This window comes from Chromohalobacter israelensis DSM 3043 (genome assembly GCF_000055785.1).
Lineage (GTDB): Bacteria > Pseudomonadota > Gammaproteobacteria > Pseudomonadales > Halomonadaceae > Chromohalobacter > Chromohalobacter israelensis.
This window is the reverse complement of sequence record NC_007963.1, coordinates 1,902,191-1,915,187: the sequence shown is the minus strand read 5'-3', so window position 1 is coordinate 1,915,187 and position 12,997 is coordinate 1,902,191. Positions and strand designations below refer to the sequence as shown.

The 12,997-nt window shown below is 59.9% G+C and carries 14 protein-coding genes; 5 read left to right on the top strand and 9 right to left on the bottom strand.

Annotated elements, in window-relative coordinates:
* Positions 1–14 precede the first annotated feature (14 nt).
* The 5 genes from CSAL_RS17210 to CSAL_RS08550 all read right to left on the bottom strand — a co-directional run bounded on the left by CSAL_RS17210 (position 15) and on the right by CSAL_RS08550 (position 6,218).
* Positions 15–1,340: a lipopolysaccharide biosynthesis protein gene (locus CSAL_RS17210; protein ID WP_011506983.1), complete on the bottom strand. Its 1,326-nt coding sequence runs from the start codon at positions 1,338–1,340 to the stop codon at positions 15–17.
* Positions 1,340–3,106 (bottom strand): SLC13 family permease, encoded by a 1,767-nt coding sequence (locus CSAL_RS08565; RefSeq protein ID WP_011506982.1) that lies wholly within the window; start codon positions 3,104–3,106, stop codon positions 1,340–1,342. Before CSAL_RS08565 ends, CSAL_RS17210 begins: the two co-directional genes overlap by 1 nt.
* Before the next feature lie 56 nt (positions 3,107–3,162).
* Positions 3,163–3,960 carry a Wzz/FepE/Etk N-terminal domain-containing protein gene (locus tag CSAL_RS08560; RefSeq protein ID WP_011506981.1) on the bottom strand — a complete coding sequence of 266 codons (798 nt, stop codon included), beginning with the start codon at positions 3,958–3,960 and terminating at the stop codon, positions 3,163–3,165.
* Between the two features lie 388 nt (positions 3,961–4,348).
* On the bottom strand, positions 4,349–5,122 hold the full coding sequence (locus tag CSAL_RS08555; protein WP_011506980.1) for a hypothetical protein: 774 nt from the start codon (positions 5,120–5,122) through the stop codon (positions 4,349–4,351).
* A 4-nt stretch (positions 5,123–5,126) separates the two neighbouring features.
* Positions 5,127–6,218 (bottom strand): LPS O-antigen chain length determinant protein WzzB, encoded by a 1,092-nt coding sequence (locus CSAL_RS08550; protein ID WP_187290055.1) that lies wholly within the window; start codon positions 6,216–6,218, stop codon positions 5,127–5,129.
* A 404-nt stretch (positions 6,219–6,622) separates the two neighbouring features.
* Between CSAL_RS08550 and CSAL_RS08545 the strand changes: the two genes are divergently transcribed.
* From CSAL_RS08545 to CSAL_RS08530, 4 genes are all read left to right on the top strand, one after another.
* Entirely contained in the window at positions 6,623–7,996 is a 1,374-nt protein-coding gene (locus tag CSAL_RS08545; protein ID WP_011506978.1) for an aminotransferase class V-fold PLP-dependent enzyme, read from the top strand.
* Between the two features lie 74 nt (positions 7,997–8,070).
* A complete protein-coding gene (locus tag CSAL_RS17720) occupies positions 8,071–8,226 on the top strand; it encodes a type II toxin-antitoxin system HicA family toxin (RefSeq protein ID WP_244846321.1) in 156 nt (51 codons plus the stop codon).
* Between the two features lie 91 nt (positions 8,227–8,317).
* Positions 8,318–8,659, top strand: coding sequence for a type II toxin-antitoxin system HicB family antitoxin (locus CSAL_RS08535; RefSeq protein WP_011506977.1), 342 nt, complete (start codon positions 8,318–8,320; stop codon positions 8,657–8,659).
* Positions 8,660–8,762: 103 nt separating this feature from the next.
* Positions 8,763–9,053 (top strand): HigA family addiction module antitoxin, encoded by a 291-nt coding sequence (locus CSAL_RS08530; RefSeq protein WP_181396289.1) that lies wholly within the window; start codon positions 8,763–8,765, stop codon positions 9,051–9,053.
* A gap of 139 nt (positions 9,054–9,192) precedes the next feature.
* Here the strand turns inward: CSAL_RS08530 and nadS are convergent, their stop codons facing one another.
* A complete protein-coding gene (gene nadS / locus CSAL_RS08525; RefSeq protein ID WP_244846319.1) occupies positions 9,193–9,471 on the bottom strand; it encodes a NadS family protein in 279 nt (92 codons plus the stop codon).
* A gap of 392 nt (positions 9,472–9,863) precedes the next feature.
* On the opposite strand from nadS, the gene CSAL_RS08520 reads away from it, so the two are divergent.
* Positions 9,864–11,081 (top strand): MFS transporter, encoded by a 1,218-nt coding sequence (locus tag CSAL_RS08520; protein ID WP_011506974.1) that lies wholly within the window; start codon positions 9,864–9,866, stop codon positions 11,079–11,081.
* 124 nt (positions 11,082–11,205) lie between these two features.
* Here the strand turns inward: CSAL_RS08520 and CSAL_RS08515 are convergent, their stop codons facing one another.
* The 3 genes from CSAL_RS08515 to cysQ all read right to left on the bottom strand — a co-directional run bounded on the left by CSAL_RS08515 (position 11,206) and on the right by cysQ (position 12,948).
* Positions 11,206–11,526, bottom strand: a complete 321-nt coding sequence (locus CSAL_RS08515) for a nucleotidyltransferase family protein (protein ID WP_043558244.1) — start codon at positions 11,524–11,526, stop codon at positions 11,206–11,208.
* The gene (locus CSAL_RS08510; protein ID WP_011506972.1) at positions 11,523–11,927 is read right to left on the bottom strand and encodes a nucleotidyltransferase substrate binding protein; all 405 of its coding nucleotides are present in this window, start codon (positions 11,925–11,927) and stop codon (positions 11,523–11,525) included. The genes CSAL_RS08515 and CSAL_RS08510 overlap by 4 nt, the downstream gene beginning before the upstream one ends.
* Positions 11,928–12,099: 172 nt before the next feature.
* Positions 12,100–12,948: a 3'(2'),5'-bisphosphate nucleotidase CysQ gene (gene cysQ, locus CSAL_RS08505; protein ID WP_011506971.1), complete on the bottom strand. Its 849-nt coding sequence runs from the start codon at positions 12,946–12,948 to the stop codon at positions 12,100–12,102.
* Positions 12,949–12,997 lie beyond the last annotated feature (49 nt).

Here is a 12,997-nt window from a genome sequence, read left to right as displayed (position 1 = left end):
AAGTTTCATCACGATTACGTCGAATTCAAAAAATTAGGGCAAGGCAGCGTCCAAATACGAAGCCTTCGCCAAACGAAAATCAACGCAACAATATTTTGAGACAAAATCATTACAGCAAGGCTTATCGCTGCGCCAAGAACACCAAGAATTGGCAAAGCCAAAAAAAGCAACAACACACCAGAAACATTGCAGACAAGAGCTATGTTACGCATCAATTTCTCATGCCCAGTCATATTAAGAAGGTAACCTACAGAACCTGTAGCAACATTGATTAGCTGAGCAATTGCGAGTATACGCAACAAAAGTGATGCTTCACCAAAGTCCGGCCCAAACCAACCCAATACCCAGCTAGGGAAGAAAAGGCAAACGGCCAGCAACGGCGCAGCCATCATCAGCCCAAGCGCAGCCCCTTGTCGCGCCAAATGGGATAGCCCTTTCATATCTCCCTGATGATACAGCTTTGCAAAACGCGGAGGGAAAACAGCATTAATGACAAGGAGAACAAAGCTTATCAACAACGCTACACGCTCAGCTGCTTTAAATAGCCCCAAGTCATCATTGCTTAGAAAAACACCAGCTATCATTATACTGACGACTTGCTGGACAAACTGCGCCAAACTCATAACAAGAAAAGACTGGGAGGTACGAGTAAATTCGGACCTTGCAATCAGCTCATCTTCAAGACCTTGCTCTCTACCCTTGCTATTGCTCAAACCAAACCATCTATACACCTGCCAAACACCCTGCACCAAGACAACCCAAGCAGCAATGGCCATGGCCCACCCGGCCATTTCTAGCTGGCCACCGCCTTTCCACCAGTGAACAGAAATTATTAAAACCGCGGCTACCAATGAAATAGCGCCGTTCTCCAGCAAGTTTGCTGTTGCAGGCTTTCTTATACCTTTCATGAACCCAGACAAAACAAAACTAACCGTAAAAGCAGGAACAGCCACTCCTATCCCGACAAGCACACTAGCAAGCGCAGGCGCCCCAAAAACCCAAGCCACCCAATCTCTCATTAGCAATATGGCTACTGCTGCAACCAAACTTAATATGCTTGCCTTACGACACGCCCACTGCAAATAGATCAGGACGTTCCGAGATTCATAATTGCGCCCCACGTAGCGCATAAGAGTATTATCTAGTCCATAACGAGCTAGAATACCAGCGCCTAAAAGTACGCTTTGGGCAAGTGCAAATACGCCGACACCACCAGCCCCGTACAACCTGCCAAGTACGATACCTAACAGTAACGTGCCTAATGCAGCAATACCGCGCGCCAGAGAAGTACGCATTAAGGCCAAAAACATTTCGCCGCTCACATAATGCTTAATAGACATTAAAAATTCCAAACAAACGGCACTAACCCTATTACGATGCCCCCGACCAACAGGCTCATGGGCGCGCCGAGGCGCAGGTAATCCACGAAACGATACCCGCCGGGGCCAAGCACCATGAGATTGGTCTGATAGCCCAGCGGGGTCATGAAACTGGCCGAGGCAGCGAACATGATGCCGATGGCAAAGGGCATGATACTCACGCCCAGTTGCTCGGCCACGGCGGCGGCCACCGGAAACATCAACACGGCGGCGGCGTTATTGGTGATCAGCTCGGTGAAGGCGACGGTCAGGGCGTAGACCATGGCCAGGGCCATCCAGGGCGAGAGGCCATCCGCCAGCAATAGCCATTGCGCGATCTGGCTTGCGGCGCCGGTCTTGTCCATGGCGTTGCCCAGGGCGAACGAGGCGGCGATGACGATGAGCACCGAAAGCTCCAGATAGCGCCGTGCCTTGCTCGCCGTGACGCAGCGCGTGAGCAGCATGGCGCCGCCGGCCAGAAACGCCGCCTCGAGGATGCTCAACAGCCCCGTGGCGCTCACCAGCACCATGGCGCCGAGAATGCCCAACGCCCAGGGCGCCTTGCGAAAATCCGGCGGCGTGGAGTCGTTGAGCGCGCTGACGAGCAGAAAATCCTTGCGGTACTGATATTGCGAGACGAATTCCTGGGCGGTCTCCATCAATAACGTATCGCCCACCTGAAGGCGAATATCCCCCAGCTTGCCGGGCAAGCGGCGGCCATGGCGGGAGATGGAAAGGATCACCGCCTGATAGCGCGAGCGAAAGCGCGATTCGCGCACCGTCTGCTCGATCCCGGTGAAATCCGGGCCGATCACGGCCTCGACCAGGCAGCGCCGGTGGTGGGCGATATCCAGCTTGCGCACGTCGCCATTGGCCGGGCGCAGGCCGTGGACACGGCGCAACTCCCGGGCGCATTCGGGAGCACCGACGAAGACGAGGATGTCATCGGCCTGCAGCTTGGTTTCCGGCGGCACGGCGGTCATCAACTCGCCGTCACGCTCGATGTCCGCCAGGTAACCATGCGCCAGGCTTCGCAAGCCCGCATCGGCGATGCTCTTGCCTTCCAGGGGGCCTTGTGGAATCACGCGAACTTCCACGGCGTATTCCCGTGCCTGTTCGAGTTGTTCCAGCGCCCCCTGGCGGTTGGGCAGTAGGCGGTCCGCCATCAGATAGAGAAAGCCCCCGGCGATGACCACCAGCGGCACGCCTACCCAAGCCAGCTCGAACATGTGCAGCGAGATGCCCCGCTCGCTCTGCAGCAGGCCATCCACCACGAGATTGGTGCTGGTGCCGATCAGCGTGCAGGTGCCCCCGAGTATCGAGGCGTAGCTGAGCGGCAGCAGCAATTTGGAGGTCGGCAACCGCAGGCGGGCCGCCCATTCCTGAATGGCGGGGATGAACATGGCCACCACGGTGGTGTTGTTCATGAAGGCGCTCAGCCCCGAGGCCGGAAGCAGCACGCGCAACTGCGCCTGGCGCAAACGCCGGGGCTGGCCGAGCAGGCGATGCGCCAGCCACTGGATGGCGCCGGTTTCCTTCAGCCCCGCCGCGACCACGTAGAGCGTGGCGATGGTCATCACGCCGGGGTTGGCGAACCCCGCCAGCGCTTCGCTGGGCGTGAGAATACCGCTGATCACCAGGAAGGCGAGCGCCGCCATCAGGACGACATCAGGGGCGACTCGGGTAAGCGCCAATGTCGCCAACACGGCAACGATTAAGACTAACGTTATTAGTGCCGCAACTGTCATGGATCAATCGCTTAATGTATCGATATTTAGCAGGCGCAGCACAAGATAAGAATCACTCAGGACTCTTTGAGGCTTCGGCAGACTGAGCCAGAAAACTGCATCACGAATGCTCCCGTGATAGCCAATATTCCTCCTAATATAACCCCTGCTATAAGGATCAGTTTTCTACTAACTCCAGTAGGTTCCAAGCTTTGCACCGCATGTTGCGTCACTTCTCCCTCTCGCAGCTCATTGAGCTGACCTTCAATATCAGAGATTCGGCTGTAATAAGTGGCGATCAGCTCGGCGGCGCTGGGGCTATCGGATTGCTGCGCACTTTCCAGTGCTTGCTTGGCAGAGGCCAACTGGCGCTCCAGCGAGTCATGTCGACGCTCGACGAGTTGCGCCTGATCTTGTTGTAGCCTGTCGATGATTTGCTGGTGAAGCTCGGAGGCGAGGGGTTGATTCTCTTCCGCCGCGTCGCTATCCAATTGCAACAGCAATGTATTGCTTGGGTTGGAAACGCTGACATTGAACGGGAGCGATTCCAACTCATGCTTTTCCAGTAGCTTGCGTGTGGCTTGCCCCAGATAGAGGTTTTGCGTCTTGGCCACCACGGAGGCAGGTGACTCCACCCCCACACGTTGCCCGTTATCGTTGGTGTACTCAGCCACACTATAGAGCGAGGTGTACTGATAGCTCTGGGGCAACAAAAACGCAGCTGCAGCGGCAATAGCAACGACTACGAAGAAAATGACCGCCATTGCCTTCCAGCGGCGGATGAGGATGACAGCCAGATCCACCAAGGAGATTTCATCGTCATGTTCGTAGCGGCGCTCAGGCGTGGGGGACTGTGAGGCAGGCGGTTGTGTCATTACGCGGTTTTCCCTAATCGCCAAAAGAGGTCATGGTTTGGGCACGCTACCGCCCGGGGATTCACCGGGCGGCTTCCCAAGGCCCTAGCATAGAATAAGCGCGATTGCCCCGCTTGGTGCGCCAAGCTGGTCAGACGGACACGAGAAGCCGGCAGGATAAGATGCAACGCAATGGGTGGGCGCTACTCACCTTCCTGGTTCAGCCCCCGAAGCTCCGTCAGGGCATCGCTGTTGTTGATGGTGCTTGGTTCGAAGAAACAGCAATACGTAACCCTCCTGGTTACGCCGCCCCATTCTATGTGACCCCTTCCCCCTTCTCTACCACTGACACGTTGATTTTTTGTGTGTCCGGCCGCTTCGCTTGTCGCCTGAACGCGACATTATCTTTTCACGACACGCCATTGCGACGCCCACGGCGCCCCGGGAGGATAAGCACCACTCCGGTGATGAGCAGCGCTGTGGCACTCCCCCGCCGCCAGGCGAGCCCCCAGTCGCGCGGCAAAGGCGTCGCTTCCCGCTCAGCTACGTGCTGTATGTGCCCTTCCCGCCATGTATCGCGCTGCAATTGCCAATATTGCCGCTGCCACTCGGCGGATAGCAGAGTCGCACCGGTGACCCTAGGCCCCATCGCCTTGAGCGTTTCGAGCAGTGCTTGCTGGCTGGTCAGTTGACGCTCGATGTAACGCTTATGACGGGCTGCCAGTCGCTGTTCACGCGTCGCCAAACGCGATATCGCCGCCTGATGCCAGGCTTCGACGTTCCTGCCTTGTTGGCGTGGTGCCTTTGAAGAAAGCACGATCAAGGTGCTGCCAGGAGGACGCGTAGCCTCGAGCGTGAAAGGCGGCTGCGTGTCACCCAACGCCAAGAGACGTTGCCGCGTGACCTGGGGAATGACCTCTGCCCGGATCCACCCCACCAGTCGCGAGGGCGACACCAGTACCATGGACCCCGCTGGCGCCTCACGTTGCTGAGCCGTCGCCAGGTGGTAGACGGAGGTATACCGATACGTGGCCGGCGTGAACAGAACACTCCCCAGCGCGATGAGCATGACGATTCCCCACGCCAGCAGCAGCCAGGGCCAGCGGATGGCCAGTCGCTTCATCAAGCACACGATGGTCCGGCGCCATGGCCAACGCCATGGCGCGGTGAGAAAGCCCATCATGGGATTACGCCTGACGACGCTGCCGCAGCACCGCCCCCAGCCCTGCCTTCATGAAGACCAGGAACACGCCCAGCATGCCACCGAGAATCACGGCCAACGCGAGCACGAGTGCGGAGCGTGGCTTCACGGGAGCGTCTTGCGGGTAGGCGCGTTCGATCACACTGACCACACGCTCGTCGGGATGCTCGGAGACGCCTTCTTCCAGCGGATAGAAGCTATCGTTCTTGAGCATGTCGGCAATTTGGTGGCGCTGTTCGAGCTCTTCGCGGATGTTGCGAAGCGTACCGTTGCTGAGGCCGTCATGCAGTTTGCCTTTCAAAGTTTCACGTTCGGCCTCGAGGGTCTTGTAGCCCATGAAGTACAGCGGCAGGCCATCGCCGGAAAGCGAGGTGTAGATCACTTCTTTATTGGGATTGAGCTGGCCGAATTCCTGGGGCGTAGTGGGCGCTTCGATGCCCAGGGCCCGTGCAGTGCTGATGGCGTTGTCCAGCGCGAACAGGCGGTGCTCGCGCTCGGCGAGCAGCTTGTCCTCACCGACCTGCAGACGTGTGTTGAGGGCCGCGATCTTGGCCTGGTTGGCCCGGGCGAAGCGGTTCTTGAGTTCGCTCCAGACCTGTTCGGCGGTGGCGTTGACGTAGCCGTTGAGAATCCGGTGACCCGATTCACCTTCGGGGTAACGGTAGGTCAGACTCAACTCGCTGGCCCCATTGACCTCGGAGGTCAGGCCGGTGATGTCGAGTCGGTTCGTGAAGAGACTCCCAAGCGAGGCGCCTTCGGGGATCACGAAGGCCTCGCGATGAGACCTGACGTACTCCTGGAAGTTCTGGAAACTGCTCAGGCGGTTACCCAGCGTGGTGTAGGCATCCTGCGGCGAGACCGAGAACCCTGAGAGCAGGTTCATGCCAGCGAAATTGGACGATGCCGCCGGCGTGGCCCGAAACGAGGTTTCGTATTGGGGCGTGGTCATGGCGAGATACGCGCCCGCCAGCACCAAGGCTGCCACCACGCACCCCACGATCCAGTACCAGCCGTCGATCAGGTGATTGAGAAGTTGAGATAAGTCGATCTCGTCATCGTCATGACGAGCGTATTCCATGGACATAACCGCGTACCTTCAATGTGCGCCCATTCGGCAGGTGGAGAATGGGCGCTTCCCTTTATGGCTCATGTCTCATCGACGACGTGTCGATTGCGTCGTCATGGCACGAGCCCTGTCGTGTCGGTGGGCATTGCAGCACCACCGTTGCGTACTTCTATTTATTCTTATTTTTAATTTCCTTATAGATATTAATTATACTTAACTTTAAAAAGAGCTACATTACCTTAAATATTACTACCTTTACAATAGGTTACTCGGCGCTATCGCTGAAATTGGCCCTGTCGGTAAGCGTGGGAATGCGTCATCCAATGCCTACAGCGGGCTTGCCTTCCAGGAATTATTAACCAATAGTTACTTATAAAGCAACTTATTGGTTACGTTCTCACGAGAGGGAAGACACCATGCCACCGGTTCGCGCGTCCGCCTGCCATCACGACGGCACACCACCCTGCGACGAGACGGGGTTGTTCGGCGAGGCGTTGCAGGCGCGAGTACGCACGCGCTTCTATTACGTCGACCATTGCCCCGTCGATGGCCGGCGGATTCATATGAACTGTGCCGGGGAGCCGCTGGCCTTGAAGGCGGCGGTGCAGGCGGGGGCGGAGCTGGCGAGCCTGCCGGCGCCGCTGGAGGCGGAGGCGCCGGGATACTTGGCTCAGGCAGCGGTGGCCACCCACGGCTGGGAAGATCTCGAGACCCTGCTGGGCGCGTCGCATGGTCGCTTGTGGCGGGCGCCCAGCGTGGATGAGTGCTGGGCACGGGTATTGGGCCTGGCGCTGGAGGCGATTCCCCCGCAGAGCCAGGTGGTGAGTACGGCCCTGGCGCCTGCCGAGGAGCCCGCGACCATCGCGCTGCGCGCCAGGCAGCGGGCGCTGCGTACCGCCACGGTACCGGTGAATCCGCTGACCGGTCGACTGGAGACGCCGGACGTTGAGCACTGGATCACCCCGGAAACCCGCGTCGCCACGCTGATGCATACCTGCCCGGTAACGGGCATGCGTCAGGACGTGCCGGGCATCGCTAGCGCCATTCGCCGGGTGGCGCCGGCGTGCTTCATCCTGGTGCTGGGCGCGCATCACGCCGGGCATGGGCCGCTGGATGTGGCGCAGTGGGAGGTCGATGCCTATGTGGTGGGGGCGGAGGCGCTCTTCTGCCGCCCTCGCCAGGGGTTTGCGTGGTTGTCACGGCGGCTGTGTCTGGCCATGCGCGATGCACCGCCGAGCGGCCTGCTGCCGCCACGGCGGGACGAGGCCTCCGCGGCGTTGGCGAGCATCACCGAGTGGGTGGCGTATCTGGACTGGCTGGGCGGGCATTTCTCCACGGCCATTCCCCGGCGCCCGCGCCTGGTGGCGGCGAGCGAGGCGATTCAGGCCCATGAGCAGGCCTTGCTGCAGCGCCTGTTGCATGGCGTCGATGACGGCATGCCGACGACGCGCGCCGCCCTTACCACCACCACGCCCCGGCTTTCCCGCTGCGGCTTGCAGGGGCATCCTCGCGTGCGGGTGATCGGCGCGCCGCATGCGCGATGGCGAGACGGCACCCTGGCGTTCGATGTGCGGGGCATCGAGGCGTGGGAGGTGGTGCAGTGGCTGGCCGCCACGGGGATCAGCGCCCAGCTGCTGCGCTCGCCCGAGGCCGAGCGCTTGCTCGCACCGTTCGGGTACAAGGCGGCCACGCGGTTGTCGCTGAGTCATTACAACAGCGAGGAAGAGGTCGTGGCCTGCCTGGAGGCGCTGGAGCCGCTGCTGGAGCGGCCGTCGAAGGGGAAAGGCTAGGCGGCGGGCTGCGGGATGATGAGCTTGCAGCAACGCTGCATTGCAACTATATTTAGTCGCAACGAGGAACCAGCATGTCCAAAACGGAAAAGCTCATTGCCAAGCTGCTGAACGAGCGGGCCACCTTCACATGGCAAGAGCTGGAAACGCTATTGCAACGACTCGGTTATCAGCAACTTGACGGCCAAGGCTCGCGTATCAAGTTTCACAATGGCGACCCCAGGCCATGATCAACCTGCACAAGCCGCATCCAGGCAACGAATTGAAGGCTTACGCCAAGCGCCAAGTCATCGAGCAGCTACGCTCAGGAGGGCTGATCTAATGGAAAAACTTTTGAAGTACCGGGGCTACTACGGCTCTATCGACGTCAGCACCGAAGACAATTGCCTGTTCGGCAAGCTACAGTTCATTCGCGCCCTAGTTAGTTACGAAGGCGAGACAGTAGTGGAGCTGGAAGCCGCATTCCGCGAAGCCGTCGATGACTATCTCGCCACCTGCGAGCAACTCGGCGAGACGCCCGAGACGCCGTGCAAGGGATCCTTCAACGTGCGCGTCGGCCACAATCTGCACCTGGCCGCCGCCGTTTCAGCCTCGCAGCACGGCATCTCGCTCAACGACCTCACACGCCAGGCGCTGCACGACTACCTGCAACAGCATCCTTGATTCTGGTCGATTACCGTAAGCGGTAACTGGCGGATTATCTTCCGTTCCAAGCGGCCTGACGTCGAGCTGGTCGATTACTTGGACTATCACTAGGAGGTGACACATGGCCCACATGCACAATCCCCCGCACCCCGGTGAGACGCTGCGCGAAGATGTGTTGCCAGCGCTGAACATCAGCGTAACGGAAATGGCTCGCCGTCTGGGGCTGGCGCGGGAAACCCTGTCACGGATTCTACACGGGCGGGCGCCGATTAGCCCCGACCTCGCCGTTCGCCTGGAACGGGCCGGCATCGGCCGGGCGCGTACCTGGCTGGCGGTACAAGGCGATTACGACTTGTGGCAGGCCGAACACCGCGCCCAGCCGGATATCGAGCGCTTCGCCAAGCTGGCGTAAGCGTGGTTTGAGAAAATTTTCCCAAGCCAAATGGATTATGGGTAGGGCGCCACAACGGCGCCCTTTGACTGTGTAGATCAACCACTAAATCCGGACAACAGTAACGGCCGTCGAAGGCGAGAGGATAGGCACGGCCCCGTCAATGAGCTTCGAGCTCACGGTAAAATTCCGGCCTTTCCTGAATGGTCGTTAGCACTTTGGCAGCGAGTCCAGTCGGATTGCGACGCCGGCTTTCCCAGCTTTTGATCGTGTCCACGCTCGTTCCCATCGCTTTCGCGAACTCGGTCTGGGAAACATTGAGCTGGGCGCGGATGGCCTTGACATCAGCCACTTCATAACGCGTCACCCGTTTGGCGGGTTGCCGCCCCCGCTGAATCTCCACGGCCTCTTCCAGAGAGGTTTTCAGGTCATCAAACATGTTCATACTCATAGTCACTTTGCAGAGCTCTCAGCTCATCGTCTGTCGCAACTTCCCCAATCGCGCGGGTGAATATTGACGTTTCGATGAATTCGATGGCGTGACTCACGCATTGCTCTCCTATCGACATTGATATCATAGTAAGGTGTACTATGTACTCTAGTCAACTGCTCCACCGCGCTTGAATCGTTTATCGAAGCGGGGGGCCACGGCGAAGGCGAAACACCCAAGACACCGTGCAGGGGCTCCCCCAGGCGATCCCCCCGCGCTCCTGAGCGTGTAGAATACAATGATAAGCGCATAAGCAGCCGCACAGGCTGACAACGTCCTCGTGTTCTGAACGTAGTGCTCCTGGTGTTCTGAATGCACTGCCCCGTTGAGGAGAGAGACCGGTGGAACCTGCCCGCCTGGAAAAGCGTAACGTGGCCATTCTGGTCAGCAGTCAGATTCTGTTCATGGTGGCCTCGATCACGGTCATGACGCTGAGCGGGATGGTCGGCCTGCAGTTGAGCCCGACCTCTGGGCTCGCCACGCTGCCCATTGCCATCTCGATGCTGGGTACGGTGGCCTCGACCCTGCCGGCTTCGCTCTACATGAAGCGCGTGGGCAGGCGCCGCGGGTTCATCACCGGCACGATCCTGGGCGGCATCGCGGGTGGCTTGCTGAGTTTCGTGGCCATTGCCCAGCAGTCGTTCTGGCTGTTCTGCGTCGGCAACCTGCTGCTGGGGCTCTACCAAGGATTCGCCATGTACTATCGCTTTGCCGCTCTGGACGTGGCGAGCCCTGCCTTTCGCAGCCGGGCGATTTCTTTCGTCATGGCGGGGGGCGTGGTGGCTGCGTTCCTCGGCCCCTGGAACGTCAGTGCCACGGCCGACTGGATCGCCGGCGTGCCGTCCGGTGGGCCTTACCTGGTGATCGCCATTCTCGCCCTGTTGGCCACCGGCCTGCTGACCCAGCTCAAGATGCCCGCCAGTGAGGAACCGCAACCCGGCGAGACGTCTCGACCCATGCCGGTCATTGCCACTCAGGCGGGTTTCATGGTCGCCTTGCTGGCCGGCGCGGTGGGCTACGCCATCATGACACTGGTCATGACGGCCACGCCGCTGGCCATGCGCGCGCATGGCTTCGGGATGGAGCAGATTGCCTTCATCATGCAGTGGCATGTGCTAGGCATGTTCGCCCCCTCCTTCGTGACCGGCAGCCTCATCGCCCGCTTCGGGATACCGCGCATGCTGCTGACCGGCACGCTCTTGATGGCCGGCACGGCCCTGATCAGCAATCTTGGCGTTAGCCTGGCCCATTTCTGGGTGGCCCTGGTACTGCTGGGTATCGGCTGGAACTTCCTGTTCGTGGGCGGCAGCACCCTGCTCTCGGCCGCCCATACGGATGCCGAACGCGGCAAGGTACAGGGCATCAATGATCTGGTCATCTTCTCCCTGGTCGCCCTCGGCTCTCTGATGTCGGGCGCATTGTCGTACCACCTTGGCTGGAAGGCGCTCAATCTGGCGATGCTGCCCCCCATTGTGCTGGTGGCCCTGGCCACGCTCTGGTATCGCTGGCACGCCGCCGCGAAGCCTTCCATCAGCCTGGCGCCTCAATCCAAGAAGTGAGGCGCCCCCAGCGCCAGGATCGGGGCATGGCGGACGGCGAGTTGCGAGCTGCGAGCCACGAAGACTATCGTTCGTTGCCTGTGGCTCGCAGCTCGTGGCTCGTGGCAGCGTTATCCTGCCAGCTTTAGCCAGGGTGATACGGTGAATGGGGCGCATCGAATCTCTGGCCAACCCTCTCGATATGCTCGCGTAGCGCTTCATTATCGATATCGTGATAACGCACGATGTCGAACAAATAAGGCGTGTTGAGCTCGTCCAGGCGATCCATTAGTGCGGATACATCAGCCTCCGAAACATTACCATACAGTGCCAGGTCGATATCGGAGCCAGGGCGGAACGTGCCTTTGGCTCTTGACCCATAGATAACGGCCTTTTCGACGCCAGGGCATTCAGACAGTGCCCGACAAATGGCCTCGACCGTATTCTCTGGCAAGCCAAACATCATCGTTGGCGCTCCATCATCTCTCGAAACTGCTTCAATGCCGGGTAGTAGCGTTCGACGATGTTCTTGAATTCAGTTTCCAAGATGCTGTGGCGATACGCATGCACCGTATGATTGCGGGTTTCTATCATATCCATCCAGACTTGACCGTCTTCCAGCAGGCCGATGTTGAAGGCATATCGGGCTGCGCTGCGTGATCCCGTCACGTTTTGAATACCTTCATGCTCCAGATAGTCCTTCATCACCTTCCAGGCAAGCTCATGAGTGAACTCGAAACGCTGGATGACACCCTCCTTGATGATATCCAGCGTCGTATCGCCATACGCCTCGACAGCTTGTTCCAGTTGAGCAAACGCATTGATGTAATTGGCAAATCGCTGTTGCCAACGGATATCGTCCGCCATTGCCATCCCCTTGGGTCGTTTGTCGCAGCAGGCGACCGTTCATGTTTTCCGGGCTTCGGGCTTCGGGCTTCGGGCTTCGGGCTTCGGGCTTCGGGCTTCGGGCTTCGGGCTTCGGGCTTCGTCAGCAATTATAGCCCGCCGCTCTTAGCTCGCAGCCCGTTGCTCAGCCGCGTCAGGCGATGCTTTCGCGCAGGGCACTTTCCCAGCGTTGGTCGCGCTGACCGCAGACGATGAAGAAGGGGTTGAGCACGCTCTCCTGCTGGTTGCAGCGCAGCGGTTCAAGCGTTTCGACATCCAGCACCTGCCCCCCGGCGGCAGTAACGACGGCCTGGGCGGCGGCGGTGTCCCATTCACAGGTGGGCGCGAGGCGCGGGTAGAGATCGGCGTGGCCTTCGGCGACCAGGCACAGCTTCAGCGAGCTGCCCATGGAGACGCACTCATGCGCGGGCAGGCGGCGGCAGAAGGCGTCGAACGTTTCGGCGCCGTGGCGGCGGCTGCCGACGATCTTCCAGGGCTCGGCCTCGGGGTCGGGCAAGACTCGGGCGTGGATCGGCATGTCCTCGTCGCTGCCGTCGCGCTTGAAGGCGCCCTGCCCGTGCTGGCCCCACCAGGTCTGGCCCTGTTCGCCGGCGCGCTCGCCGAGCATGGGCGCGTGGACGATGCCGAAGACGGGCTCGCCGTGTTCCACCAGAGCCACGTTCAGGGTGAACTCGCCGTTGCGGTTGATGAATTCCTTGGTGCCGTCCAGCGGGTCGATCAGCCAGTAGCGTTGCCAGTCGGCGCGGGTGGCGTAGGGAATCTCGGCGGATTCCTCGGAGAGGATCGGCACTCCGGGCGTGATCCGTTCGAGCAGCGCCACCAGGGCATGATGCGAGGCCATGTCCGCCTCGGTGAGCGGGCTGGCATCGGCCTTTTCCTCGACACTGAAATCGCGGCGGTAGATGGCCACGACCTCGCGGCCGGCGGCATGGACGCCGTCGAGCAGGTCACGGCGCTGGGAGTCGGTGATGAAATCCGTCATGAGGGCCCTTCGGTCGGTGATGAATGCCACCCATTATCACATACCTGAT

What these genes read in the sequence shown, in the direction of transcription:
- CSAL_RS17210 (WP_011506983.1), bottom strand. Translation starts at nt 1,340, where the DNA reads ATGTCTATTAAGCATTATGTGAGCGGCGAAATGTTTTTGGCCTTAATG.
- CSAL_RS08565 (WP_011506982.1), bottom strand. Translation starts at nt 3,106, where the DNA reads ATGACAGTTGCGGCACTAATAACGTTAGTCTTAATCGTTGCCGTGTTG.
- CSAL_RS08560 (WP_011506981.1), bottom strand. Translation starts at nt 3,960, where the DNA reads ATGACACAACCGCCTGCCTCACAGTCCCCCACGCCTGAGCGCCGCTAC.
- CSAL_RS08555 (WP_011506980.1), bottom strand. Translation starts at nt 5,122, where the DNA reads ATGATGGGCTTTCTCACCGCGCCATGGCGTTGGCCATGGCGCCGGACC.
- CSAL_RS08550 (WP_187290055.1), bottom strand. Translation starts at nt 6,218, where the DNA reads ATGGAATACGCTCGTCATGACGATGACGAGATCGACTTATCTCAACTT.
- CSAL_RS08545 (WP_011506978.1), top strand. Translation starts at nt 6,623, where the DNA reads ATGCCACCGGTTCGCGCGTCCGCCTGCCATCACGACGGCACACCACCC.
- CSAL_RS17720 (WP_244846321.1), top strand. Translation starts at nt 8,071, where the DNA reads ATGTCCAAAACGGAAAAGCTCATTGCCAAGCTGCTGAACGAGCGGGCC.
- CSAL_RS08535 (WP_011506977.1), top strand. Translation starts at nt 8,318, where the DNA reads ATGGAAAAACTTTTGAAGTACCGGGGCTACTACGGCTCTATCGACGTC.
- CSAL_RS08530 (WP_181396289.1), top strand. Translation starts at nt 8,763, where the DNA reads ATGGCCCACATGCACAATCCCCCGCACCCCGGTGAGACGCTGCGCGAA.
- nadS (WP_244846319.1), bottom strand. Translation starts at nt 9,471, where the DNA reads ATGTTTGATGACCTGAAAACCTCTCTGGAAGAGGCCGTGGAGATTCAG.
- CSAL_RS08515 (WP_043558244.1), bottom strand. Translation starts at nt 11,526, where the DNA reads ATGATGTTTGGCTTGCCAGAGAATACGGTCGAGGCCATTTGTCGGGCA.
- CSAL_RS08510 (WP_011506972.1), bottom strand. Translation starts at nt 11,927, where the DNA reads ATGGCGGACGATATCCGTTGGCAACAGCGATTTGCCAATTACATCAAT.
- cysQ (WP_011506971.1), bottom strand. Translation starts at nt 12,948, where the DNA reads ATGACGGATTTCATCACCGACTCCCAGCGCCGTGACCTGCTCGACGGC.